Below are 22,646 nucleotides of genomic sequence, written 5' to 3' on the forward strand. Positions count from 1 at the left end.
CGTTCCGTCTCGGTTCGCTCGCGGGCCGCTCGAGCGCGACACCGTCGGCGGTGCTCCGTAGGCTGGCGGCATGCAGCCCGTCACCTTCGGCCAGCACGCACCCGCGGTCCGGACCCTCGTCCACCTGAGCGACACCCATCTGCTCGCCGGCGACGTCCACCTCGGTGGACGGTACGACTCGACCGGCGGCGCCGCTGCGGCGCTCGCGGCCGTCGAGCGCACCGGCATCCGTCCTGACGCCATCGTCATCACGGGTGACCTCACCGATCTCGGCGAACCGGCCGCGTACCGGCGCCTGCGCGAGCTGGTCGAACCCGTCGCCGAGCGTCTCGGTGCCCCCGTGGTGTGGGTCGCCGGCAACCACGATGAGCGCCCCGCGATGCGGGAGGGGCTCTTCGACGTCGCCGGCACTGAGGAGCCGATCACGGGTGTCTGGGACCTCGGTGGACTGCGGTTGATCGCGCTCGATTCCACCGTGCCCGGGTGGCACCACGGGGAGCTTGGCGCCGATCAGCTCGACTGGCTGCGGGGTGTACTCGCCGAACCGGCGCCGCTCGGGACGGTCCTCGCGCTCCACCACCCGCCGCTGCCGTCGCACATCCCGTTCTTCGACATCCTCGAGCTGCGCCGCCAGCACGAGCTCGCGGACGTCATCGCCGGCACCGATGTGCGCGGCATCCTGGCGGGCCACCTCCACTACTCGACGAGCGGCACGTTCGCCGGTATCCCCGTGAACGTCGCGTCGGCCACGTGCTACACGATGAACCTGCAGCGCCCGGCGACATCGGTCAACGGCATGGATGCCGGGCAGTCGTTCCACCTCGTCCACGTGTACCCCGACACCATCACGCACGCGGTCGTTCCCGTGGTCGAGGCCGACACCGCCGAGTACTTCACCCCGGAGTGGAACGCACGGATGGCGGCGCTGACCGCGGAGGAACGCCTCGAGGCGTTCTCGCGCAAGCCCGCGCGCTGAGTCCGCTTGACTTCGAGCGCACTCGAAGTTCTACCGTGAGGGCATGACCACCGCCCCCACCTCCGACCCTGTCGCCGACGCGACGGTTCCGGATGCCGCCTCCCGAGGCCTCTCGATCGCCCAGGCCAGTGCCGCGACCGGCGTCTCCACTCACACGCTGCGCTATTACGAGCGCGAAGGCCTCATGCTGATGCCCGTCGATCGGGCGTCCTCGACTCACCGTCGTTACACCGACGCCGACCTCAGCTGGGTCCGCTTCCTCACCCGGCTGCGCTGGGCGGACATGCCGATCGCCGTCATGCGCCGCTACACGGAGCTCGCGCGAGAAGGCGACACCACGGTCGCAGCTCGTCGAGCCCTGCTCGTCGAGCACCGCGAGAGCGTCCTCCAGCGACTCGATGAGGTCACTCAGAGCCTCGCCGCCATCGACCACAAGATCGACATCTACGACAAGGAGATCTCGTCATGACCACCACCGCACTCGACACCATCGAACTCGGCAGCGGCGGCATCCACGTGAGCCGTATCGGCCTCGGCCTCATGGGCATCAGCGCCTTCTACAGCGGCGCCGGCGAAGACGACGCCGGGGGAGCTGCGACCATCCTCGGCGCGCTCGACCGCGGCGTGACGTTCCTCGACACCGCCGAGATCTACGGGCCGTACGCGAACGAGGAGCTTCTCGGCCGCACGCTCGCGGCTGCCGGGCGGCGCGACGAAGCCGTCATCGCCACGAAGTTCGGCACGATCCGGCAGACCGACGGTGACGTCCCCGGGCTCGACGGCAGCCCCGCGAACGTCCGGCTGTCGGTCGAGGGGTCGCTGCGGCGGCTGCAGACCGACCGCATCGACCTCTACTACCAGCACCGGATGGACCCCGGCGTGCCCGTCGAGGACACGGCCGGCGCGCTCGCCGAGCTGATCGCCGAGGGCAAGATCCGCGGCTACGGGCTCTCGGAGGCCGCCGTCTCCACGATCCGTCGCGCACATGCAGTGCACCCCGTGACCGCGGTGCAGACGGAGTACTCGCTCTGGAGCCGCGACCCCGAGGCCGAACTCCTGCCCGCGCTGCGCGAACTCGGCATCGGCTTCGTGCCGTACTCGCCGCTCGGCCGCGGCTTCCTCACCGGCGCGATCCGCTCGGTGGACAGCCTCGCCGAGAGCGACTTCCGTCGGGCCAACCCGCGCTTCGCGGGGGAGGCGCTCGACGTGAACCTCGCCATCGTCGCCGTCATCGAGCGGATCGCTGCCGAAGCGGATGCCACACCCGCGCAGGTGGCGCTCGCGTGGCTGCTCGCGCAGGGCGACGACATCGCCCCGATCCCGGGCACGCGGCGGATCGAACGCGTCGAGGAGAACATCGGCGCGGCATCCGTCGCACTCACCGCCGACCAACTCGCCGCGCTCGACGCGATCGTCCCGGCTGTCGGCGACCGGTACGCGGACATGACGCCCCTCAACCGCTGACGCGCGAGCGGAAACCGCACGCGGGGCCGCCCGGCTGGACATGCCGTGCGGCCCCGCGTCCGTCGTGAGGTCGGCGAGTAGGCTCGAGGGCACCCCACCCGCCCCTGTGACCCACAAGGACACCGCACATGGCACTGGACGCAACGACGCGCACCGAATCCGATTCCCTGGGAACGATGGAGATCCCCGCCGATGCCTATTGGGGCATCCACACGGCGCGGGCCCTCGAGAACTTCCCCATCTCCATGCGACCGATCTCGGTCTACCGCGACCTCGTCGTCGCCCTCGCGATGGTCAAGCAGGCGTCGGCCCGCGCGAATCGCGAGATCGGCGTCCTTGACCACGAGCGGGCCGACCTCATCGACCGCGCCGCGCAGCGCGTGATCGACGGCGAGTTCCACGACCAGTTCGTGGTCGGCGTCATCCAGGGCGGCGCCGGGACCTCGACGAACATGAACGCGAACGAGGTCATCACCAACGTTGCGCTCGAGATGGCAGGCCGCGAGAAGGGCGACTACGCCTTCCTCTCGCCGATCGACCACACCAACCGCAGCCAGTCGACCAACGACGTCTACCCGACGGCGATCAAGGTGGGACTCGGGCTCGACCTGCTGACCCTCCTCGAAGAGCTCGACCTGCTGCGCCGCGCCTTCCTCGCCAAGGCCGAGGAGTTCCACGACATCCTGAAGGTCGGTCGCACGCAGCTGCAGGATGCCGTGCCGATGACCCTCGGCCAGGAGTTCCACGGCTTCGCGACGACGCTCGGCGAGGACTACCACCGGCTCAAGGAGAACGCGTATCTCCTGTACGAGATCAACATGGGTGCGACGGCGATCGGCACCGGCATCACGACGCATCCCGACTACGCGCCGGCGGTCCTGCGTCACCTGCGCGAGGTCAGCGGCCTCGACCTCGAGACCGCCGAAGACCTCGTCGAGTCGACGAGTGACACCGGCGCGTTCATGTCGTTCTCATCGTCGCTCAAGCGCAACGCCATCAAGCTGTCGAAGATCAGCAACGACCTTCGGCTGCTCTCGAGCGGGCCGCAGGCCGGATTCGGCGAGATCAACCTGCCGCCCCGGCAGGCGGGCTCGAGCATCATGCCCGGCAAGGTGAACCCTGTCATCCCCGAGGTCGTCAACCAGGTGGCCTTCGCCGTCGCCGGTGCCGACTTGACCGTGACGATGGCGGTCGAGGGCGGCCAGCTGCAGCTCAACGCGTTCGAGCCGGTGATCGCGCACTCGATCTTCCAGTCGATCGTGTGGATGCGGCGCGGCATGCGCACCCTCCGCGTGAACTGCGTCGACGGCATCACGGCGAACCGCGAGCGACTCGGCACCATGGTCGGCTCCTCGGTCGGCGTCATCACCGCGCTCACTCCCTTCATCGGGTACTCGGCGGCGGCGGCGCTCGCCAAGACCGCGCTGCTCACCGGTCGCGGAGTCGCCGATCTCGTCGTCGAGGCGGGCCTCATGTCGCGCGAAGACGTCGACAAGCAGCTGTCGCCGGCGCGACTGTCGGGGCTCGAGGTCGCGACCCGGGCGATCCCCGTTATCACAACCACGGGGGATGTCGACGGAAACTGATCGGTCCTTGTCTCCAGACCCCGAACGCCGCTAGCGTCGGGGCGTATCCAGGCCGATCCGTGACCAGAAGGACGCGACATGACCGATCCGAACCAGCCGAATCCGCAGCACACGCCCCCGGCGGCGCCGCCCGCGTACGAGGCGCCCGGTTACCCGAACGCCCCGCAGTACTCGGCAGGTGCGCCCGCACCCGCCGCGCCGGCTCCCGGCAAGACGCTCGGCATCGTCGCGCTCATCCTGGCGATCGTTCCCGGCACGCAGATCATCGGTCTCATCCTGGGTATCGTCGCGATGGTCCAGAGCCGGAAGGCGGGCCGGAAGAACGGCTTCGCGCTCGCCGCGATCATCGTCAGCATCGTCTTGATCGTGGTCACCATCGTGATCATCGTGCTCGCAGTCGTGGCCTTCCAGGCTGTCGGCGGCGGCGACCTGGTCACGCAGATCAACGCGTGCCTCGAGGACCCGACCGGCACCGTGACCTACCAGGGCGTCACCATGACCTGCGAGGAAGTGCTCGAGCAGTCGGGGTACTGACCCCACGTTCCACGGAGAAGGCCCGGATGCGATTGCATCCGGGCCTTCTCCGTTCGGTTCAGTCGGTGATGCGGCAGAACGTCGTGAGTTCACCGATCCCGTCGACCCCGACGGTCACCGTCGAGCGGTCGCGGAGGAAGATCTGCGGGTCGCGCGAGTAGCCGGCGCCACCCGGGCTCCCCGTCGAGATGAGCGTCCCGGGCAGCAGTGTGGCCGAGCGGGAGAGATACGAGACGAGCTTCGCGACCGGGTGGATCATCTGCTCGGTCGAGGCATCCTGCACCGTCTGCCCGTCGACGACGGCCCAGATGTGCAGGTCCTGCGGGTCGGGGATCTCATCGGCCGTCACGACGAACGGACCGGTCGGTGTGAAGCCGTCGAACGACTTGCAGCGCGACCACTGCGCCTCGGAGAACTGGATGTCGCGCGCCGTGATGTCGTTGACCACCGTGTAGCCCCAGACATGCGCGAGGCCGTCCTCGAGCGCGACGTCGCGGGCGCCGTGCCCGACGATGACGCCGAGTTCCGCCTCGTAGTCGACCGACTGGCTGAGCGAGCGCGGCCAGGTCGTGGTGTTCCGGTGTCCCGAGAGCGAGCCCGGCCACAGCGTGAAGATCGTCGGCGCGGCATCCGCCTTCAACCCCAGCTCGCTGGAGTGGGCGGCGTAGTTCAAGCCCACCGCGATGGTGACCGGATTGCCGATGATCGCCGAGGCGTAAGTCGCGCCGTCGAGCGGATGCCACTCGACCTCACCGGCCGCCGCAGTGCGGACCCGGTCGAGCAGGTCGTCGCCGCCGTCGATGAGGCGCTGGAGCGTCGCCGGGGCGCCGTTGAAGAGCTCCGAGACGATCGCGGCGCGGTCACCCTCGACCACCACCAACTGCGGATCGTCGGCACCGTCACGAACAATGTGGGCGAAACGCATGCTGCAAGGCTACCGTCCGAGGCGCGGGCGCTTCCGGGTGAGACGCGGTCGAACTGGGCATCAATGCCGTCGTCCTGGGAATCGATCGCCCTAGGCTGAGCGGCATGTCGTTCCCGTCGCCGTTCGCGCAGCCACCGCACGTCGCGCCGGCGGCGCCGCCCCCGGCACCGGGCCCACGTCGGCTTCCGGTGCCCGCCCCTTCGCGTGGTCGATTCGTGCTGTGGCCAGTTGCGGCGATGCTCGGGGTCGCGGCACTCGGGCTCGTGGCCTACCTCCTGACGTTCTTGGGCGCGGAGGCTGCCGTCATCGCGGCGGTTCTCGCGCTGGTACCGCTCGCCGTCGTCCTTTTCGCGATCCGCGTCATCGACCGATGGGAACCGGAACCACGCGGCCTGGTCGTGTTCGCGATCGCGTGGGGCGCAGTCGCGGCAGTGTGCTTCGCGCTCCTGTTCGATCTGGTCGTCGTGCTGACGGTGGGGTCGCTGCCGGACGGGCTGTCTTCCGTCGTGCAGGCGCCGATCGTCGAGGAGATCGGAAAGGGGGCCGGCGTTTTCCTCATCTTCGCGACGGCCCGTCGCGCGTTCGACGGCCCGGTCGACGGCGTCGTTTACGGAGCGCTCGTGGGCGCGGGGTTCGCGTTCACCGAGAACATCCTCTATTTCGCCGACAGCCTGCTCGTCGGCGGTGCCGCCGACGCGGCGACCACCTTCTTCCTGCGCGGCATCCTGTCGCCGTTCGCGCATGTGATGTTCACGGCCGTCATCGGGTACGCACTCGGCCTCGCGGCCCGCGCGGGCGCATCACCGGCCGCCGCGCTTGGACCCTGGTTCGGAGGGCTCGTCGCCGGCATCGCGTTGCACGCGCTGTGGAACGGCTCGGCGGCGTTCGCCGACTTCTTCGCGCTGTACGTGACGCTGCAGGTTCCGCTGTTCATCCTGTTCATCGTCGGAATCGTGCTGCTCCGCAGGGAGGAGGCTCGTCTCACCCGTGCCCGGTTGGGCGAGTATGCCGCGGCCGGGTGGTTCTCGACCGCCGAGGTCGAGTTGCTGGCGACACGGGCCGGACGCTCGCAGGCGATCGCCTGGGCGCGGGGCCTTCCGGGTGACAGATCCGGTGTCATGCGCCGATTCATCGTCGAGGCGACCGCGCTCGCGGCGGCGAGGCAACGAGTGGTGACCGGTCGTGATCCGCGCGCCGCGGGGGACGAACGGGTGTACCTCGAGCGTGCGACAGCGGCTCGACGAGAGCTGCTGACGGCGTGAGTCGAACTGCGGACGCCTCGCCCAGAAAGGACTCAGCGCCCGGTGCCGCGGCGATGCCTGCGAGTCTTCCCGGGCGCTGAGTTGATCTGTTGCCATCTTCCCGCCGTGTCGGGGGAGTGTCAAGACCCCCTCCGGAGCGGCGGTCGCGGTGACCTCGACGAAGACACTTTCCATTCATGGAAATAGATTTGGATGCCACGTGGTTCACACCACCGAACGCCGGCGACTGCCGGACGCCCCTGAACGAAGGACGACCATGACCGACGCCACCGCACTCGACATCCCCGGCTACAAGGCAGGCACTTGGGTGCTCGACGCCGCACACAGCGAGGTGGGCTTCAGCGTCCGCCACATGATGATCTCCAAGGTCCGCGGCCACTTCAACATCAAGGAAGCGACCCTCACCGCCCCCGAGAACCCGCTCGAGGCCACCCTCACCGCCAAGGTCGACGCGGCCTCGCTCGACACGAAGGACGAGGGTCGCGACGGTCACCTCCGCAGTGCCGACTTCTTCGACGTCGAGACCTACCCGTCGATCACGTTCGTCTCGACGGGCGTGCGTTTCGAGGGTGGTGACTTCCTCGTCGACGGCGACCTCACCATCAAGGACGTCACGAAGCCCGTCACCTTCGACGTCGACTTCGGTGGCTTCGGCACCGACCCGTGGGGGAACTACAAGGCGGGCGCGACCGCGAAGACCGTCATCGACCGCGAGGCGTTCGGTCTTACCTGGAACGCCGCGCTCGAGACCGGCGGCGTGCTCGTCGGCAAGGACGTCACGATCGAGCTCGACCTCCAGGGCTCGGTCCAGGCCTGACCCGCGTTGACCGGCCACGCCCGCTCGGCTTGGATGGAGTCATGACTGCAGACCGCACCAAGCCCGAGATCGACGCCCCGCTCGATCCCGCTCCCACCGACCTCGTCATCCGCGACCTCATCGAGGGCGAGGGGACCGAGGCGAAGCCCGGCGACAACGTCACCGTGCACTACGTCGGTGTCGAGTACGTCTCCGGCGAGGAGTTCGATTCGTCCTGGAACCGCGGCGAGAGCATCCAGTTCCCGCTCCGTGGCCTCATCCAGGGGTGGCAGGACGGCATTCCCGGCATGAAGGTCGGCGGGCGCCGCGAGCTGGTCATCCCACCGCACCTCGCCTACGGCCCGGCGGGCGGGCACTTCCTGGGCGGAAAGACGCTCATCTTCATCATCGACCTGCTGAACGTGGGCTGACCCGCACCATCCATCGACGACCCGGCCGGTTTACACTGGCCGGGTCGTCGCACGTATGGGGGAGTCTGATGGTGCGCTGGAATGGTTCTGGATGGCTGGTCGTCGTCGGGGCGGTGATCGGCGCGCTGGCGGGTTCGCTGCTCGCGGGTCCGGCCTCGGCCGAGCCGGTATCCGTCGCGTCGTCGGTGAACGCCGAGCCGAGCCCGGAACCCACCTCGGGCGCCGAATCACCGGAGACCGACCCGATCTATGGGTACTACCGCACGCCCTGGACCTCGACCAAGACGATCTACGAGTCCCGGCGCGACGGCACCGTGCGTAGGCTCACCCGGGCGGAGTGGGCCGACCTGGGGCGCCCGCCCGTGACGGTCGCGCCCGTCCGCTATGTCCGGACGTCATGGTCGTCCTCCGTATACGCGCTCCTCACATGGCCGCACGCCGACGACGACACCGCCGTCGACACCGTCGCGCACCTCACCCCGACCGCGTTCCGCTCAGCGGGATCGCCGCGCGGCGCGGTCGTCGGGCACGTCCCGTCGACCCGGTACGTCCAGTACGCATCGGGTCCTCGCGACCTCCACGCACGCACACCCGACGGTGCGAACCATCTCATGACCTCGCAGGAGCGCCGGCTGGCCGGATCGCCGAGCGCCGAGCAGGTCCTCCAGGGCGGCTACTACCGCGCAGCCTGGTCGACACGCGTCTACTTCGTCCGTCCGGATGGCAGCCGCTACCAGGTGAGCGCCAAGACGCGCGCAGCGCGCGGGAACCCGCAGGTGGCGATCGCGCCGACCGTGTACGCGCGGACGCCGTGGTCGAGCACCGTGCACGCGTTGATCACCTGGCCGCACGCGCCAGGCGACCGATCGATCGATCAGGTCGGTCGACTGACGAGCGCGAACTATGCGGCCGCCGGGCGCCCGAAGACGACCGTGCGGTACCGCATTCCCGGTGACGCCTTCGTGCGTCTCTCCATCGGGCGGACGATCTATCACCGGGTGTCGGGCACGCTCACGCCGGTCACCTGGTCGCAATGGCGGGCGGCCGGATCGCCCGCCCTCCGATCGCACTCGCTGTCGAAGCCGATGTACATCCGCGACATCCTCATCGTGAACAAGTCCATCCCGGTGCCGTCGAGCTACGGCAATGGACTCCGCCCCGAACTCACGAAGGCGTTCGCCAAGATGCGCGCCGACGCCCGTGACGACGGGGTCTCGCTCACGATCATCTCGGGCTTCCGGTCGTACGCGTCGCAGGCGGCGATCTACCCGGCGAAGATCCGGCAGTACGGCTACGAGATGGCGCAGCTGCGCGCCGCCCGTCCAGGGCACAGCGAGCACCAGACCGGGCTCGCCATCGACGTCAACTCGATCTCGCAGGCGTGGGGCGACACGAAGGCCGGCCGGTGGGTCGCGCGGTACGGCCACCGTTACGGCTTCATCGTGCGCTACCCGAAGGGCAAGACCGCCGTGACCGGCTACGCGTACGAACCGTGGCATCTGCGCCACGTCGGGGTCGAGGTCGCCACGCACCTGAAGAAGACGGGGCTCACGCTCGACGAGTATCTCGGCGTCCCGTCGAAGTACCGCTGACCCGGATCACGCCACCGGATGCGGCGCGGTGTGTCACCGGCCACGAGGCTGGTAGACTCTTGTGGTTGCCGTTCGATCGGCCGCGGAGAAAGAGAGCCCACGCATCAGGCGTCGGGCGCCGCGCAACGAAGAGGAAGGGGATCACCTATGGCACTGGAAGCAGACGTCAAGAAGGCGATCATCGAAGAGTACGCGACGCACCCCGGTGACACCGGATCCCCCGAGGTGCAGGTCGCGATGCTGACGCAGCGCATCAAGGATCTCACCGAGCACCTCAAGGAGCACAAGCACGACCACCACTCGCGTCGTGGGCTGTTCCTGCTCGTCGGTCAGCGCCGCCGTCTCCTGGGTTACCTCCAGGACGTCGACATCAACCGGTACCGCTCGCTCATCGAGCGCCTCGGTCTCCGTCGATAAGCATCGACTGCCAGCGTTCAATCGCGCAGAACATTCTTGAGAAGGCCGCCCCAGGTGTGGGGCGGCCTTCGTCGTTCCCGGCGCGGGTCAGCTGCGCGCGGCGACGAGGTCGGCGTGCCAGATCTCGGCGACGTCGGGGTGCGCGCGCAGGCGCGACTTCAGCGCGTTGTCGCCGTGCAGCCCGTGGATCGGGTTCCGCGGGTCCTGCGTCACGCCCCGCGCCTTCGCGGCGAGATCGGCCGGGAGGTCGATCCGCGGCAGTGCGGCGTCGAGTGAAGGATTGAAGAAAAACGGCACGGAGATGCGGTCGTGCGGGGCGCGCGGTGACACGACGCGGTGGTGCGTCGCGGTCAAGTAGCCGCCCGTCGCGTGCTCGAGGAGCTCGCCGATGTTCACGACGAACGCGCCCGGCACCGCAGGCGCGTCGACCCACGCGCCGTCGCGCTCGACCTGCAGGCCGCCCTTGCCTGGCTCGACCCAGAGCAGCGTCAGCACGCCGGCGTCCTTGTGCGCGCCGACGCCCTGCTGCGGCTCGGGCTCGTGCGAACCCGGGTACCGGACGATCTTCAGGAGCGTCTGGGCTTCGCCGAAGTGGTCTTCGAAGTACGTGGACGGGGCACCGAGCGCCTCGGCCCACGCGCGGAGGAGCTTTCGAGAGATCTCCGACAGCTTCGCGACCCATTCCTCGGCGAGGGGCCGGAGCTCCGGCTGGGCGGACGGCCACAGGTTCGGGCCGACGAGCACGGCGTAGTCGGGCGCATCTGCAGTGGTGACCGCCGGGCGTTCCGGACCGATGTCGATCTGCTCGCGCCAGTCGACCTTGCCCTGCGTGCGCTCACCGCCGATCCTCGTGTACCCGCGGAAGTGCGGGCTCTTGATGTTCTCGATCTCGAGCTTCGCCTCGTCGGACAGCTCGAAGAACGCGCGCGCGGCACGGTGCAGCCGGGATTCCAGCTCGGGAGAGACCCCGGTTCCGGTCAGGTAGAAGAAGCCCACCTCGTGGGTCGCGGCGCGCAGGTCGGCGCGGAAGCGTTCGGCGGCGTCGGGGCCCTGATCGAGCAGCGACAGATCGAGAACGGGGAGAGAAGGCTCGGACATGCACCGAGGATAGGCACGCCCGGGCGCCTGCTCGGCGATTGTTGCCGCCCGTTACCGCGGCATCCGCTCTGTCGGGTTCGATCGACGGATCAATGGAACGCTGCCGCGACCCGATTACGGTGATAGTCGAAGATGATGCTCGTCCGGGTGTTCGCGACGCTTCCCTGCGCCGAGAGGTGCTCGACGACGAAGTCGCGGACGTCGCTCGAGCCGCCGACAGCGATGTGGATGAGGAAGTCGTCCGAGCCGCCGAGGAAGAACATCTGGATGACCTGGGGGAGCTCGCGCACCTCCTGCGCGAACGCGACGATGCTCTCCTGTCGGGAGCCGGGCCGCAGGGTCACGTGGACCATCGCCTGGAGCCCTGCGCCGACGACCCGCTGATCGACGCTCGCGTGGAACCCCGTGATCACGCCGCGGTCGACGAGCGATCGCATGCGGGTGTGCGCGGTCGACGGGGCGACCCCGATCCGCGCGGCGAGCTCCGCGTTGGTCAGGCGTCCATCACGCGCGAGCGCGTCGACGATGGCGGTGTCGAGCTCGTCCAGGTCGGACGTCTGTCGAAGATTCTTCGGCTGTGGAGCGGATGCGGGCATGAACGGATGGTATCGCAGCCGCCACGGGCGGCAGTGTCCGAAGGATCATCGGACTTCACACGTCTGAAACGAATGCGCGGGAGGATTCCGGCAAGACCTGCGACCCTTCCGTCCGACAGAGAAGAGCCCGCCATGCGCATCGGCGTCCCCACCGAGATCAAGAACAACGAGAACCGCGTCGCCATCACCCCGGCGGGCGTCGATGCGCTCGTCGCGCGGGGCCACGTGGTGCTGGTCGAGTCCGGTGCCGGCGCGGGCTCGCGGCTGCCGGATGCCGCGTTCGCCGACGCCGGCGCGACGATCGTCCCCACGGCTGAAGATGCGTGGGCGGCAGACCTGCTCGTGAAAGTCAAGGAACCCATCGCCGCCGAGTACGGCTACCTCCGCCCAGACCTGACGCTCTTCGCGTACCTGCACCTCGCGGCCGACCGGCCGCTCACCGATGCACTGCTCGCATCGGGGACCACCGGCGTTGCGTACGAGACCGTGCAGCTCGCCGACCGCAGCCTGCCGCTGCTCTCGCCGATGAGCGAGGTCGCCGGTCGAATCTCGATCGCGGTGGGCGCGCACACCCTGATGAGTCCCGCGGGTGGCCGAGGGATGCTGCTCGGCGGTGTGCCCGGTACGCCGAAGGCGAAGGTCGTCGTCATCGGCGGTGGCGTCGCCGGTGAGCACGCGGCCGCGAACGCCCTCGGACTCGGGGCCGACGTCACCGTCATCGACATCTCCATTCCGCGCCTGCGCGAGCTCGAGAAGCGCTACCCGGGGCTGCACACGCGGATCTCGAGCCGATACGACATCGCCGAGCAGGTGGCATCCGCCGATCTCGTCATCGGCTCGGTGCTGATCCCGGGTGCGGCGGCGCCGAAGCTCGTCACGCTCGACATGGTCGCCGGAATGAAGCAGGGCGCGGTGCTCGTTGACATCGCGATCGACCAGGGTGGCTGCTTCGAGGGATCGCGCCCCACGACGCACGATGCGCCCACGTTCGCGGTCCACGACACCGTCTACTACTGCGTCGCGAACATGCCCGGCGCGGTGCCGGAGACGTCGACGCGCGCGCTGACCAACGCGACGCTCCCGTACGTCGTCGCGCTCGCCGACAACGGATGGGATGCCGCGGCCGCCGCGGACCCCGCGCTCGCCAGGGGCCTCAACACGGCTGCCGGCCGCGTCACCAACGAGGGCGTCGCCGCCGCGTTCGGGCTGCCGTTCGCGCCGTAGGCCTCAGGCGCTCGGCGTCGCGTCTGTCGCCTTCGGTGGCTTCGGTCCACCCTGCGGGCGGCGCGATCCCGTCGGGTCGCTGCGGCGGTCGTCGCGGCGCGTCAACGACGGATCTGCGAACAACCAGCCGGGGCGTGGTTCGACGAGCGGGCGGAACACCCGCCGGACGAGCGGCGAAGCGAGTGCGACGGTGACCACGACCGAGAGCACGAGCACGAGCGGCAGGAAGAGCCAGGTCGGCTCGAGCCCGCGGAGCACACCCGACTCACGGAACGGATAGAGTACGAACGAGTGCAGCAGGTAGATGTACATCGTGTACGTGCCGATGGAGGTCCAGCGATACTGACCGCGCGGGATGAGCGCGACGAACGCGACGCTCAGCACCAGCGCGACGACCATGAGCAGCAGTCTCACGCCGCCTGCCCACCACTCGGTGCCGCCGATCGAGGCGTAGTTCTCGTCGTAGAACAGCCACTGCCGCAGGTTCATCGCCTCGAGCTCGTCGACGAAGAACCAGGCACAGAAGCCGGCGACGACGAACACCGCTGCGGCCGCGACCCGCACCGACACGCGGCGCCGGTGGAGGATGTTGCGGCGCTCGAGGATCTTGTGGTGGCTGAGCCACCAGCCGAGCGTGAAGAACGGCAGGAGGCCCAGCGTGCGGGAGAGCGACAGCGTCGAATCGACGTTCGGGAGGTACCCGACGGTGAGCGAGATCACGACGGTCCATGCCAGTGGCCATCGCAGCAGTGACAGATACGGCAGGACGAGGCGGAAGATCGCGAGCGCGAGCAGGAACCAGAGGGTCCACGACGGCTGAGTGATGTTGGGGTTCGCCTGCCCCTCGACGAGGAACTTCGTCGCCGTCCACAGCGCCTCGAAGATGACGTACGGCAGCACGATGTCGGTGAGAACCCGGGTCATCTGTCGACGGTTCGGCGGATCGGACTTGGAGAAGTAGCCCGAGATGATCGCGAACGCCGGCATGTGGAACGCGTAGATCAGGAAGTACAGCCCGAGTGCGATGTCGGAGTCGTACGTCAGGCGCTGGATCGCGTGGCCGAGGACCACGAGCAGGATGCAGGCCGCGCGGGCGTTGTCCCAGATCGGGACGCGCCGGCGCGGGGAAGCGGGGGCCGCGGTGCTCATCGGGGCCAGCGTACCGGCGGGAATACTGTGGATACGATCGCGTTGGAGCAGGTACATTCAGTTGCATGTAATCGGACGTGATCCGTCCGGAAAGCGAGCACATCGTGAGCGACACGACCCCCACCACCGGTCCCGCCGTCCAGTTCGGCATCTTCACCGTCAGTGACATCACCCAGGACCCGACCACGGGACAGACACCGAGCGAGCGGGAGCGCATCGCCGCGACGGTCGAGATCGCGAAGCACGCCGAAGAGGTCGGACTCGACGTCTTCGCCATCGGTGAGCACCACAACCCGCCGTTCTGGTCGTCCTCTCCCACGACGACGCTCGCGTACATCGCCGCCCAGACCGAGAAGCTCATCCTCTCGACGTCGACGACGCTCATCACCACGAACGACCCGGTGAAGATCGCCGAGGACTACGCGATGCTGCAGCACCTCTCCGGCGGGCGCATGGACCTCATGCTCGGGCGCGGCAACACCGGCCCCGTCTACCCGTGGTTCGGGCAGGACATCCGTCAGGGCGTTCCGCTCGCCATCGAGAACTACGCCCTGCTCCACAAACTGTGGCGCGAGGACGTCGTGGACTGGGAGGGCAAGTTCCGCACGTCGCTGCAGGGCTTCACCTCGACTCCGCGTCCCCTCGACGGTGTGCCGCCGTTCGTGTGGCACGGCTCGATCCGCACGCCCGAGATCGCCGAGCAGGCCGCGTACTACGGTGATGGCTTCTTCGCGAACAACATCTTCTGGCCCGCCGAGCACTACCAGCGCCTCATCGGCCTCTACCGTCAGCGCTGGGAGCACTACGGGCACGGCGCGCCCGAGACGGCGATCGTCGGCATCGGCGGGCAGACGTTCATGGCGAAGAACTCGCAGGACGCCGTCTCGCAGTTCCGCCCCTACTTCGACAACGCGCCCGTCTACGGGCATGGTCCGTCGATGGAGGACTTCGCCGAGATGACGCCCCTCACCGTCGGCTCGCCGCAGCAGGTCATCGACCGTTACGCGGGCATGCGCGACCTCTTCGGCGACTTCCAGCGTCAGCTGTTCCTCGTCGACCATGCGGGGCTCCCGCTGAAGATGGTGCTCGAGCAGCTCGACTTCCTCGGCGGCGAGGTCGTGCCGGTGCTCCGCAAGGAGCTCGCCGAGCGTCGCCCCGCGAACGTCCCGGACGCTCCGAACCACGCCGCGCGCGTCGCTGCCACCTACGGTGACGGCCCCGTCCGCGATGCCCGGCCCCGCGCCAACCGTGGCGACAACCTCTCTGGCCCGAGCCCGTACCAGGACACGCCCGCAGCCGCCGGCGCGAGCTTCGGTCTGGGTGGTGCACGATGACCGCCCGGCGCATCGCCGTCGTCTCGGCGGGGCTGTCGAACCCGTCCTCCACGAGGATGCTCGCCGACAAGCTCGCCGCGGCGACGGTCGCCGACCTCGCGGGGCGCGACGTGGTGGCATCCGTCGACGCGTTCGAACTCCGCGAGTACGCACATGACATCACGAACAACCTGCTCACCGGCTTCGCGCCGCCCGCGCTCGAGACCATGCTCAGCGCGGTCGTCTCGGCCGACGCGCTCATCGTCGTGACGCCGATCTTCTCGACGAGCTACTCCGGGCTGTTCAAGTCGTTCATCGACGTGATCGATCCGGACGCACTCCACGGGATGCCGGTGCTGATCGGCGCCAACGCGGGGACGGCGCGGCACTCCCTCGCCATCGACTACGCGATCCGCCCGCTCTTCACCTACCTGCGTGCTGAGCCCGTGCCGACCGGCGTCTTCGCGGCGTCGTCGGACTGGGGCGCCCGCGCCGACGACGTGAAGCCGCTCAGCGCGCGCATCGACCGCGCCGCGCGCGAGCTCGCCGACGCGATCGACCGTCGACCCGTGGCATCCGGTCTCGACCCGTTCGACCCCGAGGCCTACCTCGGCAAGGGCGGATCTTTCGGCCACCTGCTGGGCGGGCTCAGCGGGGAGTGACCCTGCGGCGGCGCGCGACCACGACGTCGATCGCGACGCCGAGGAGCAGTGCGGTGACGATCGACAACACGATCGCGAGGATCGGGTCACCGGGAAGCAGGGCGCCGATCGCGGCGCCCACGACCGCCTGGTAGCAGGCCCAGAGCAGCCCGGCCACGGCCACGACACTCAGATACCTCACCGCCGGCACGCGCGTCGCGCCGGCGGTGAGGTTCACCGCGAGTCTCGCGAACGGGATGAACCGAGCCGTGAAGACGACGGTCGCGGCCCCTCGGTCGAGCCGTGCGCCCGCCCACTCGAGTGCGGCGACCACGCGGCGGTGCCGCATCCACCGCCACCGACCGAGGCCGACCGCACGGCCGAGCAGGTAACAGCCCAGATCGCCGCAGAACGCCGCGGCCGCCGCGACCGCGATCACCGCGAGCAGGGGTGGTGAGCCGACGGATGCCGCGAGGGCACCGGCCGCGCTCACGGCGATCTCTCCGGGGACGACGACCAGGAGGGCGTCGAGCAGCACCAGGGCGAACAGTCCGGGCAGGAGCCACGGCCCGTCCAGCACCCCGGTGAGCAGATCCGCGACCACGCTCCAGAGGTAGCGCGACCGGGTGAACGCAGGGCGAACGGGCGCTGCTCGAATGAGCGTCTCGGCTTGCCCGGAGAAGGGTCGACGACGCGCCGGTGACCGGTCGGGGGAGCGTTCGTGAACACTCGGAAACCCGGCCCCTCCGAGGCGCTCGAACCGGGGCTCGGTGTGCACCCTGGTCGTGTGAGAGTCGCGGTCATCACCGAGTCCTTCCTCCCCCACATGAACGGGGTCACAGGTTCCGTCCTCCAGGTGCGGGACCACCTCGAACGTGCCGGCCACGACGTTTTCGTCGTCGCACCGGCGGTCCGCAGGCATGCGCTCGGGATGCCGGGGCGCAGCGTCGCCTCCGTCCCGTTGCCCGCGTACCCCGCGGTGCGTGTGTCGATCCCGCCGTCGGCGAGCATCGCGCGAGACCTCCGCCGCTTCGATGCCGACGTCGTGCACCTCGCGTCGCCGTTCCTGCTCGGCTGGCAGGGGCTCGTCGCCGCCGACGCGCTGCAGCTGCCATCGGTCGCGGTCTACCAGACCGATGTCGTCGCCTATGCGGCGCGATACGGCGTCCCGCAGGCGACCGCGCTCGCCGAGGCGCACGTGCGCCGGCTGCACCGACGTGCGACGCTGACCCTCGCACCCTCGGATGCCGCCAGGTCGCAGCTCGAGGGCCTCGGTGTCGACCGCGTCGCCCTGTGGGGGCGCGGTGTCGACGGCATCCGCTTCGCCCCGCACAAGCGCGACGAGGCATGGCGTGCGCTGATCGCGCCGGGAGAGACGATCGTCGGCTACGTGGGTCGCCTGGCGCCCGAGAAGCAGGTCGAGGACCTCGTCGCGCTGCGTGGACTTCCCGGCATCCGTCTCGTCATCGTCGGTGACGGGCCCTCGCGTCCGATGCTCGAACAGCTCCTCCCCGACGCGGTGTTCACGGGGCATCTCCAGGGCGACGAGCTCGCCGCGGCGATGGCGAGCTTCGACGTCTTCGTTCACCCCGGCGAGAGCGAGACGTTCGGGCAGACGATCCAAGAGGCGCAGGCGAGCGGTGTGCCCGTCGTCGCGACCGGCCGCGGGGGTCCGCTCGACCTCGTCCGCAGCAGCATCGACGGCTGGCTGTACCGTCCCGGCGACGCCGACGACCTGCGCGCGCGGGTCGCCGACCTCGCCGGCGACCCGGCGAAGCGCCGAGCCTTCGCGGATGCCGCTCGCGGCGCGGTCGCCGGCCGGACATGGTCGCACCTGGGCGACCGGTTGCTCGAGCACTACGACCGCGCGATGCACCTGTCACGGCTCGACCGCGGGCTTCGCGCCAAGGCGTGGCCGCGACCAGAGCTCCCGACGACGCCCGCCGATGAGGCCCGGCGTCGCTGGTCACGCTATGTCGCCCTCGGCGACTCCATCACCGAGGGCCTCTGCGACACGTCTCGGATGCCGGAGGGACAGTTCCGCGGCTGGGCCGACCGACTCGCGCAACTCCTCGCCCTCTCCGGTCCGAGCCGACGCCCGTTCCGGTACGCGAACCTCGCCGTCCGCAGTCGCCGTGTCGGGCACCTGCTGGCCGAGCAATTACCGCGCGCGCTGGAGCTGCGTCCCGACCTGGCATCCGTCCTCATCGGCGCCAACGATCTCGTGGGGGCGCGCGTCGACGTCGACGCCCTCGCGCGCGATGTCGACACGGCGGTACGGAGGCTCCGGGCATCGGGCGCGGACGTCCTGCTCGCGACGGTGTTCCTCCCCGAGCGCGCGGCTGCGGGTCTCCTGGCGCGGCGCTTCGGGGCGTTCAACGCGCGGCTTCGGACCATCGCCGCAGAGACGGGCGCCATCCTCCTCGACCTCGAGGCGCACCCCGAGCTCGGACGCCTCGACTTCTGGGCGGACGACCGCGTGCACCTCCGCTCGCGCGGCCACCGATACGTCGCCTACCGCGCAGCCGAGGCGCTCGGCGTCCCGCACGCAGAGGCGCTCGCCGAGCTCGATGAGGCGTTCCACGTCGACGAGGAATCGCCCGCGCAGGGCACCTGGCTGCGTCGGGACGCGCTCCCCTGGGTGTGGCGTCGCATCCGCGGACGGACCGCCGGCGACGGGCGCACGGCGAAGCTGCCGGACTACGTCGTCGTGGGGCGAACCAGCGGGCGCACGTCCGCGCGCCACTGAGTCAGGAGAGCCAGCGGTACTCCGCCTCGGGGCGGCCCGGCCCGCCGTAGCGCGACGCGCGCTCGGCACGCCCGACATCGGCGAGGTGCTCGAGATAGCGCCGCGCAGCCACCCGGGACATGCCGAGGTGTTCGGCCGCTTCCAGTGCCGAGAGCGCCCCAGACTCGCGGAGCAGAGCGGAGACCCGTTCGAGGGTGTCCGGGGAGAGACCCTTCGGCAGTGCCGCGCGGGCGGTCGGGCGGAGGGCGCCGAGCATCGCGTCGATCTCGGCCTGTGTCGCTGCCCCGGCGGTCTGCTGCGCCTGTTCCCGGTAGCGCCGGTACCGCGCCATCCGGTCGGCGAAGTCGGCGAACGTGAACGGCTTCACGAGGTACTGCACCGCGCCGAGGCCGATCGCCTGCCGGACGACGTCGGCGTCGCGCACCGAGGTGATCGCGATCACGTCGACGGCGCCGGCCCGGGCCCGCACGTGGCGCAGCACGTCGAGGCCCGTGCCGTCGGGCATCGTCATGTCGAGCAGCACGAGGTCGATCTCCCCGGCCACCGGGCTCTCGAGGAGGGCACCGACCGCGGCGCGGGCACCGGCGCACTCCGCGACGACGGTGAACCCCTCGAGTCGTGCCACGTATTCGCGGTGCAGGTCGAGGGTGAGGGCCTCGTCGTCGACGAGCAGCACGCCGATCATGCGTCCCTCCGGGGCAGGATGACGCGGAACGTCGTCGGGCCCTCCGAGAGGGTGAGGATGCCGCCGGCGTCGTCGACGATCCCGCGAACCAGCGCGAGGCCGACGCCGCGTCCCGCGGCGCCCGCGGGCTTGGTCGAGAACCCGTGCTCGAGGATCCGCGCTCGGAGGTTGTCGGGGACGCCCGACCCGCTGTCGGCGACCGCGATCTCGAGTTCGTTCTCGTCGGTGCGGGTCATACGGACGTCGACCCATCGAGGCTGATCTCCGGATGCCGCCGCGTCCAGCGCATTGTCGATGAGATTCCCGACGACCGAGACCGCGTCGATGGGGGAGAGCGCCGAGCGAGGTGCGTCGGGGTCGATGCGGGCGCGCCACTGCACGCCGCGCTCTTTGGCCTGCGACGCCTTGCCGAGCAGGAGCGCGCCGACAGTCGGATCGCCGTCGCGCCGAGCCGCGACCTGGTCGACGAGCAGCTGACTCTGGCGCGAGTTCTCGGCGAGGATGTCGATCGCCTCGCGCGTGCGCCCGAGCTCGAGAAGGGCGATTGCGGTGTGGAGGCGATTCCCGTGCTCGTGGGTCTGCGCGCGCAGCGCCTCGCCGAGGGTGCGGAGCGACTCGTACGACGACACTGCGTCCCGCACCGCGCCCGCCGGCAGGTCGCCCGTCACCCGTCGAGTCGCCCGCCGTGCGATGACCGCGCCGACGAGGCCCGCGAACGCGAGCGCGGCCGCGATGGCGACGGCGACGAGGATGCGCGGCGCGAGCGTCGCCGAGATCGTGCCCACCGTGACCCCCACCGACACCCAGCCGACCTGCTCGCCGTCGAGGTGCACGGGCACGATCGTGCGGACCGATGGCCCGAGCGTGCCGGTGAACTCCTCGGTGAGTGCGACGTCGTCGTCGGGGATCGTGCCGAGATAGGTCTTCCCGATCTGCTCGCGGTCGCGGTGGGTGATGCGGACGCCGTCCGGGTCCATGATCGTCACGAAGTCGACGTCGGCGTCGGCCATGACCGCCTCGATCTGCGGCTGGAGCGCCGCGGATGCGGCATCCCGATCTCCCGCCGCCAACGCCTCGGCGACCTCACCGGTGTCGGCGACGGTCTGCGCGACGGCGCTCGTGACCCGCTCCGCCTCGGCCCGTACGGCGCGCTGGCCGTCCCACAGCAAGATGCCCGCCGTTACCAGCGCCAGGACGACGACCGCGCCCGCCGAGAGTGCGAAGACGCGGGATGCCGCGCTGCGACCACGCCGTCGCTCCATCGCCACCTCCTCGGGACTCGGGTGATGTCCGCGACCAATACGACCACAACTCGGCCGGAATCCGCATGACCGCGACAGTGGGGAGCGGCCGACAGCGCAGTCGGCATCGACAACGACTGTCACCTGGAGGAGAAATGGCCCTCACCACATCGTTCCGGCTCCCGGGCTACAACGCCCGACGTGGAAAGCAGGCCTGGGACAAGCACACCTGGCTCTACGTCTCGGTCATCCTCGCGGTCGTCGCCGGCGCCGTCGTCGGCCTGCTCTGGCCAGCGTTCGGCGTCGCGCTCGAGCCGCTCGGCAAGGCGTTCGTGAACCTCATCAAGATGATGATCGCGCCGATCATCTTCTGCACGATCGTCGTCGGTGTCGGCTCCATCGCCAAGGCTGCGACCGTCGGCCGAATCGGCGGCCTCGCGCTGCTCTACTTCATGGTCATGTCGACGTTCGCGCTCGCCATCGGCCTGGTCGTCGGCAACATCATCCACCCGGGCGAGGGTCTCAACATGCAGAGCGCGACGTACGACGTCGAGGGTGCCGGCGAGGCGAAGTCGACCGTCGACTTCGTGCTCGGCATCATCCCCACGACGTTCTTCTCGTCGTTCACCGGCGAGAGCGTGCTCCAGGTCCTCTTCGTCGCGCTGCTCGTCGGCTTCGCGCTGCAGAAGCTCGGTGCGAAGGGCGAGCCGATCATGAGTGCGGTCAAGCACCTCCAGACGCTCGTGTTCCGCATCCTCGGCATGATCTTGTGGCTCGCACCGATCGGCGCCTTCGGCGCGATCGCCGCCGTGGTCGGCAAGACCGGTGTCGCGGCGATCGTGAGCCTCGGCATCCTGATGATCGCGTTCTACATCACCTGCATCGTCTTCGTCGTCGGCATCCTCGGCACCCTCCTGTACGCCGTCGCACGGGTGAACATCTTCCGCCTCATGAAGTACCTCGCCCGCGAGTACCTCCTGATCGTCGGTACCTCCTCCAGCGAGTCGGCACTGCCGCGCCTCATCGCGAAGATGGAGCACCTCGGCGTCTCGAAGCCGGTCGTCGGCATCACCGTCCCCACGGGCTACTCGTTCAACCTCGACGGCACCGCGATCTACTTGACGATGGCGTCGCTGTTCATCGCCTCGGGCATGGGTGCGCCCATGTCGATCCCCGAGCAGATCGGCCTGCTGGTCTTCATGATCATCGCGTCGAAGGGCGCCGCCGGCGTGACCGGTGCCGGTCTCGCCACGCTCGCCGGTGGTCTGCAGGCCTACCGTCCCGACCTCGTGAACGGCGTCGGTGTCATCGTCGGCATCGACCGGTTCATGTCCGAGGGGCGCGCGCTCACGAACTTCACCGGCAACGCCGTCGCGACCGTGCTCATCGGCACGTGGACGAAGGAGATCGACCGCGAGCGCACCCGCGCGGTGCTCGCGGGCGAGCAGCCGTTCGACGAGTCGACGCTGACCGGTCACGGCATGTCCGACGACACCGGCGCGGTCGACACGCACGGGCTCGGCGAAGCTGCCGTGTCCGAGATGGCCGCGAAGGAGGAGCGCGCCCGCGAGCGCGTGGCCGCCGGCCGCTGATCCCTGCCCGCACGACGAAGGCCCCGGACGATCATGTCCGGGGCCTTCATCCGTGTGTGGGGGCGGTCAGCCGCTCTTGCGACGGAACTCGCGCTTGGTCACCGCGCCGTGGGTGCCGTGGATCGCGGAGTCGCCGTCGAGGTGCGCCTCACCCTGACGGTGGTGCGCGTTCTTCTTCTCGAGCGCCTCCCTGAACTTCCGCTTCATGTCGTCGGATGCCGCGCCCGCGGCTTTCTGGTCATCACTCATACCGCCACGATACGCAGACACGGGGCCCGCTGATAGGCTGAGTCGGGTTGCCGTGCGGCATCCGCACACAACTCAACACCGCCCCGTCGGCGTGATTCGTCCCGAATCCCCACGACGGGTCCATGG

General features: G+C 69.6%; 23 protein-coding genes. 15 read left to right on the forward strand and 8 right to left on the reverse strand.

Features of this window, described 5'->3' with window-relative positions; genetic code table 11:
- Positions 1-70: 70 nt before the first annotated feature.
- From QNI14_RS11065 to QNI14_RS11085, 5 genes are all read left to right on the forward strand, one after another.
- Positions 71-976, forward strand: coding sequence for a phosphodiesterase (locus QNI14_RS11065; protein WP_283716638.1), 906 nt, complete (start codon positions 71-73; stop codon positions 974-976).
- Between the two features lie 43 nt (positions 977-1,019).
- Positions 1,020-1,445 (forward strand): MerR family transcriptional regulator, encoded by a 426-nt coding sequence (locus QNI14_RS11070; protein WP_283716639.1) that lies wholly within the window; start codon positions 1,020-1,022, stop codon positions 1,443-1,445.
- Positions 1,442-2,440, forward strand: coding sequence for an aldo/keto reductase (locus tag QNI14_RS11075; protein ID WP_283716640.1), 999 nt, complete (start codon positions 1,442-1,444; stop codon positions 2,438-2,440). The genes QNI14_RS11070 and QNI14_RS11075 overlap by 4 nt, the downstream gene beginning before the upstream one ends.
- A gap of 128 nt (positions 2,441-2,568) precedes the next feature.
- Positions 2,569-4,026: an aspartate ammonia-lyase gene (locus tag QNI14_RS11080; RefSeq protein ID WP_283716641.1), complete on the forward strand. Its 1,458-nt coding sequence runs from the start codon at positions 2,569-2,571 to the stop codon at positions 4,024-4,026.
- 78 nt (positions 4,027-4,104) lie between these two features.
- Positions 4,105-4,560 carry a DUF4190 domain-containing protein gene (locus tag QNI14_RS11085; protein ID WP_283716642.1) on the forward strand — a complete coding sequence of 152 codons (456 nt, stop codon included), beginning with the start codon at positions 4,105-4,107 and terminating at the stop codon, positions 4,558-4,560.
- A gap of 58 nt (positions 4,561-4,618) precedes the next feature.
- On the opposite strand, the gene QNI14_RS11090 is transcribed toward QNI14_RS11085, so the two are convergent.
- On the reverse strand, positions 4,619-5,485 hold the full coding sequence (locus QNI14_RS11090) for a fumarylacetoacetate hydrolase family protein (RefSeq protein WP_283716643.1): 867 nt from the start codon (positions 5,483-5,485) through the stop codon (positions 4,619-4,621).
- 104 nt (positions 5,486-5,589) lie between these two features.
- Between QNI14_RS11090 and QNI14_RS11095 the strand changes: the two genes are divergently transcribed.
- From QNI14_RS11095 to rpsO, 5 genes are all read left to right on the forward strand, one after another.
- Entirely contained in the window at positions 5,590-6,747 is a 1,158-nt protein-coding gene (locus tag QNI14_RS11095; RefSeq protein ID WP_430539270.1) for a PrsW family intramembrane metalloprotease, read from the forward strand.
- Positions 6,748-7,003: 256 nt separating this feature from the next.
- Positions 7,004-7,564 carry a YceI family protein gene (locus tag QNI14_RS11100; RefSeq protein ID WP_283716645.1) on the forward strand — a complete coding sequence of 187 codons (561 nt, stop codon included), beginning with the start codon at positions 7,004-7,006 and terminating at the stop codon, positions 7,562-7,564.
- A gap of 41 nt (positions 7,565-7,605) precedes the next feature.
- Positions 7,606-7,974, forward strand: a complete 369-nt coding sequence (locus tag QNI14_RS11105) for an FKBP-type peptidyl-prolyl cis-trans isomerase (protein WP_283716646.1) — start codon at positions 7,606-7,608, stop codon at positions 7,972-7,974.
- Between the two features lie 68 nt (positions 7,975-8,042).
- Positions 8,043-9,566 (forward strand): M15 family metallopeptidase, encoded by a 1,524-nt coding sequence (locus QNI14_RS11110; RefSeq protein WP_283716647.1) that lies wholly within the window; start codon positions 8,043-8,045, stop codon positions 9,564-9,566.
- Positions 9,567-9,713: 147 nt separating this feature from the next.
- Positions 9,714-9,983 (forward strand): 30S ribosomal protein S15, encoded by a 270-nt coding sequence (gene rpsO / locus QNI14_RS11115; RefSeq protein ID WP_018187174.1) that lies wholly within the window; start codon positions 9,714-9,716, stop codon positions 9,981-9,983.
- 87 nt (positions 9,984-10,070) lie between these two features.
- On the opposite strand, the gene QNI14_RS11120 is transcribed toward rpsO, so the two are convergent.
- Entirely contained in the window at positions 10,071-11,081 is a 1,011-nt protein-coding gene (locus tag QNI14_RS11120) for an isopenicillin N synthase family dioxygenase (protein ID WP_283716648.1), read from the reverse strand.
- 89 nt (positions 11,082-11,170) lie between these two features.
- A complete protein-coding gene (locus QNI14_RS11125) occupies positions 11,171-11,677 on the reverse strand; it encodes an Lrp/AsnC family transcriptional regulator (RefSeq protein WP_283716649.1) in 507 nt (168 codons plus the stop codon).
- Positions 11,678-11,809: 132 nt separating this feature from the next.
- Here QNI14_RS11125 and ald point away from each other — a divergent pair, with 132 nt between their 5' ends.
- On the forward strand, positions 11,810-12,901 hold the full coding sequence (ald, locus tag QNI14_RS11130; RefSeq protein WP_283716650.1) for an alanine dehydrogenase: 1,092 nt from the start codon (positions 11,810-11,812) through the stop codon (positions 12,899-12,901).
- Between the two features lie 3 nt (positions 12,902-12,904).
- On the opposite strand, the gene QNI14_RS11135 is transcribed toward ald, so the two are convergent.
- Positions 12,905-14,050, reverse strand: coding sequence for an acyltransferase family protein (locus QNI14_RS11135; protein ID WP_283716651.1), 1,146 nt, complete (start codon positions 14,048-14,050; stop codon positions 12,905-12,907).
- A gap of 104 nt (positions 14,051-14,154) precedes the next feature.
- Here QNI14_RS11135 and QNI14_RS11140 point away from each other — a divergent pair, with 104 nt between their 5' ends.
- Together QNI14_RS11140 and QNI14_RS11145 are read left to right on the forward strand one after the other, a co-directional pair.
- Positions 14,155-15,384 (forward strand): LLM class flavin-dependent oxidoreductase, encoded by a 1,230-nt coding sequence (locus QNI14_RS11140; RefSeq protein WP_283716652.1) that lies wholly within the window; start codon positions 14,155-14,157, stop codon positions 15,382-15,384.
- A complete protein-coding gene (locus tag QNI14_RS11145) occupies positions 15,381-16,025 on the forward strand; it encodes an FMN reductase (protein ID WP_283716653.1) in 645 nt (214 codons plus the stop codon). Before QNI14_RS11140 ends, QNI14_RS11145 begins: the two co-directional genes overlap by 4 nt.
- On the opposite strand, the gene QNI14_RS11150 is transcribed toward QNI14_RS11145, so the two are convergent.
- A complete protein-coding gene (locus tag QNI14_RS11150; protein WP_283716654.1) occupies positions 16,012-16,608 on the reverse strand; it encodes a DedA family protein in 597 nt (198 codons plus the stop codon). The genes QNI14_RS11145 and QNI14_RS11150 overlap by 14 nt on opposite strands.
- A 117-nt stretch (positions 16,609-16,725) precedes the next feature.
- Here QNI14_RS11150 and QNI14_RS11155 point away from each other — a divergent pair, with 117 nt between their 5' ends.
- Entirely contained in the window at positions 16,726-18,753 is a 2,028-nt protein-coding gene (locus QNI14_RS11155) for a GDSL-type esterase/lipase family protein (protein WP_283716655.1), read from the forward strand.
- 1 nt (position 18,754) lies between these two features.
- On the opposite strand, the gene QNI14_RS11160 is transcribed toward QNI14_RS11155, so the two are convergent.
- Together QNI14_RS11160 and QNI14_RS11165 are read right to left on the reverse strand one after the other, a co-directional pair.
- On the reverse strand, positions 18,755-19,438 hold the full coding sequence (locus QNI14_RS11160; protein ID WP_283716656.1) for a response regulator: 684 nt from the start codon (positions 19,436-19,438) through the stop codon (positions 18,755-18,757).
- The gene (locus tag QNI14_RS11165) at positions 19,435-20,700 is read right to left on the reverse strand and encodes a sensor histidine kinase (protein ID WP_283716657.1); all 1,266 of its coding nucleotides are present in this window, start codon (positions 20,698-20,700) and stop codon (positions 19,435-19,437) included. Before QNI14_RS11165 ends, QNI14_RS11160 begins: the two co-directional genes overlap by 4 nt.
- A 134-nt stretch (positions 20,701-20,834) precedes the next feature.
- On the opposite strand from QNI14_RS11165, the gene QNI14_RS11170 reads away from it, so the two are divergent.
- Positions 20,835-22,271 carry a cation:dicarboxylate symporter family transporter gene (locus tag QNI14_RS11170; protein WP_283716658.1) on the forward strand — a complete coding sequence of 479 codons (1,437 nt, stop codon included), beginning with the start codon at positions 20,835-20,837 and terminating at the stop codon, positions 22,269-22,271.
- A gap of 66 nt (positions 22,272-22,337) precedes the next feature.
- Here QNI14_RS11170 and QNI14_RS11175 read toward each other — a convergent pair whose 3' ends face one another.
- Entirely contained in the window at positions 22,338-22,520 is a 183-nt protein-coding gene (locus QNI14_RS11175) for a DUF5302 domain-containing protein (protein WP_283716659.1), read from the reverse strand.
- Positions 22,521-22,646 lie beyond the last annotated feature (126 nt).

The organism is Microbacterium dauci, assembly GCF_030065535.1.
GTDB classification, from domain to species: domain Bacteria; phylum Actinomycetota; class Actinomycetes; order Actinomycetales; family Microbacteriaceae; genus Microbacterium; species Microbacterium dauci.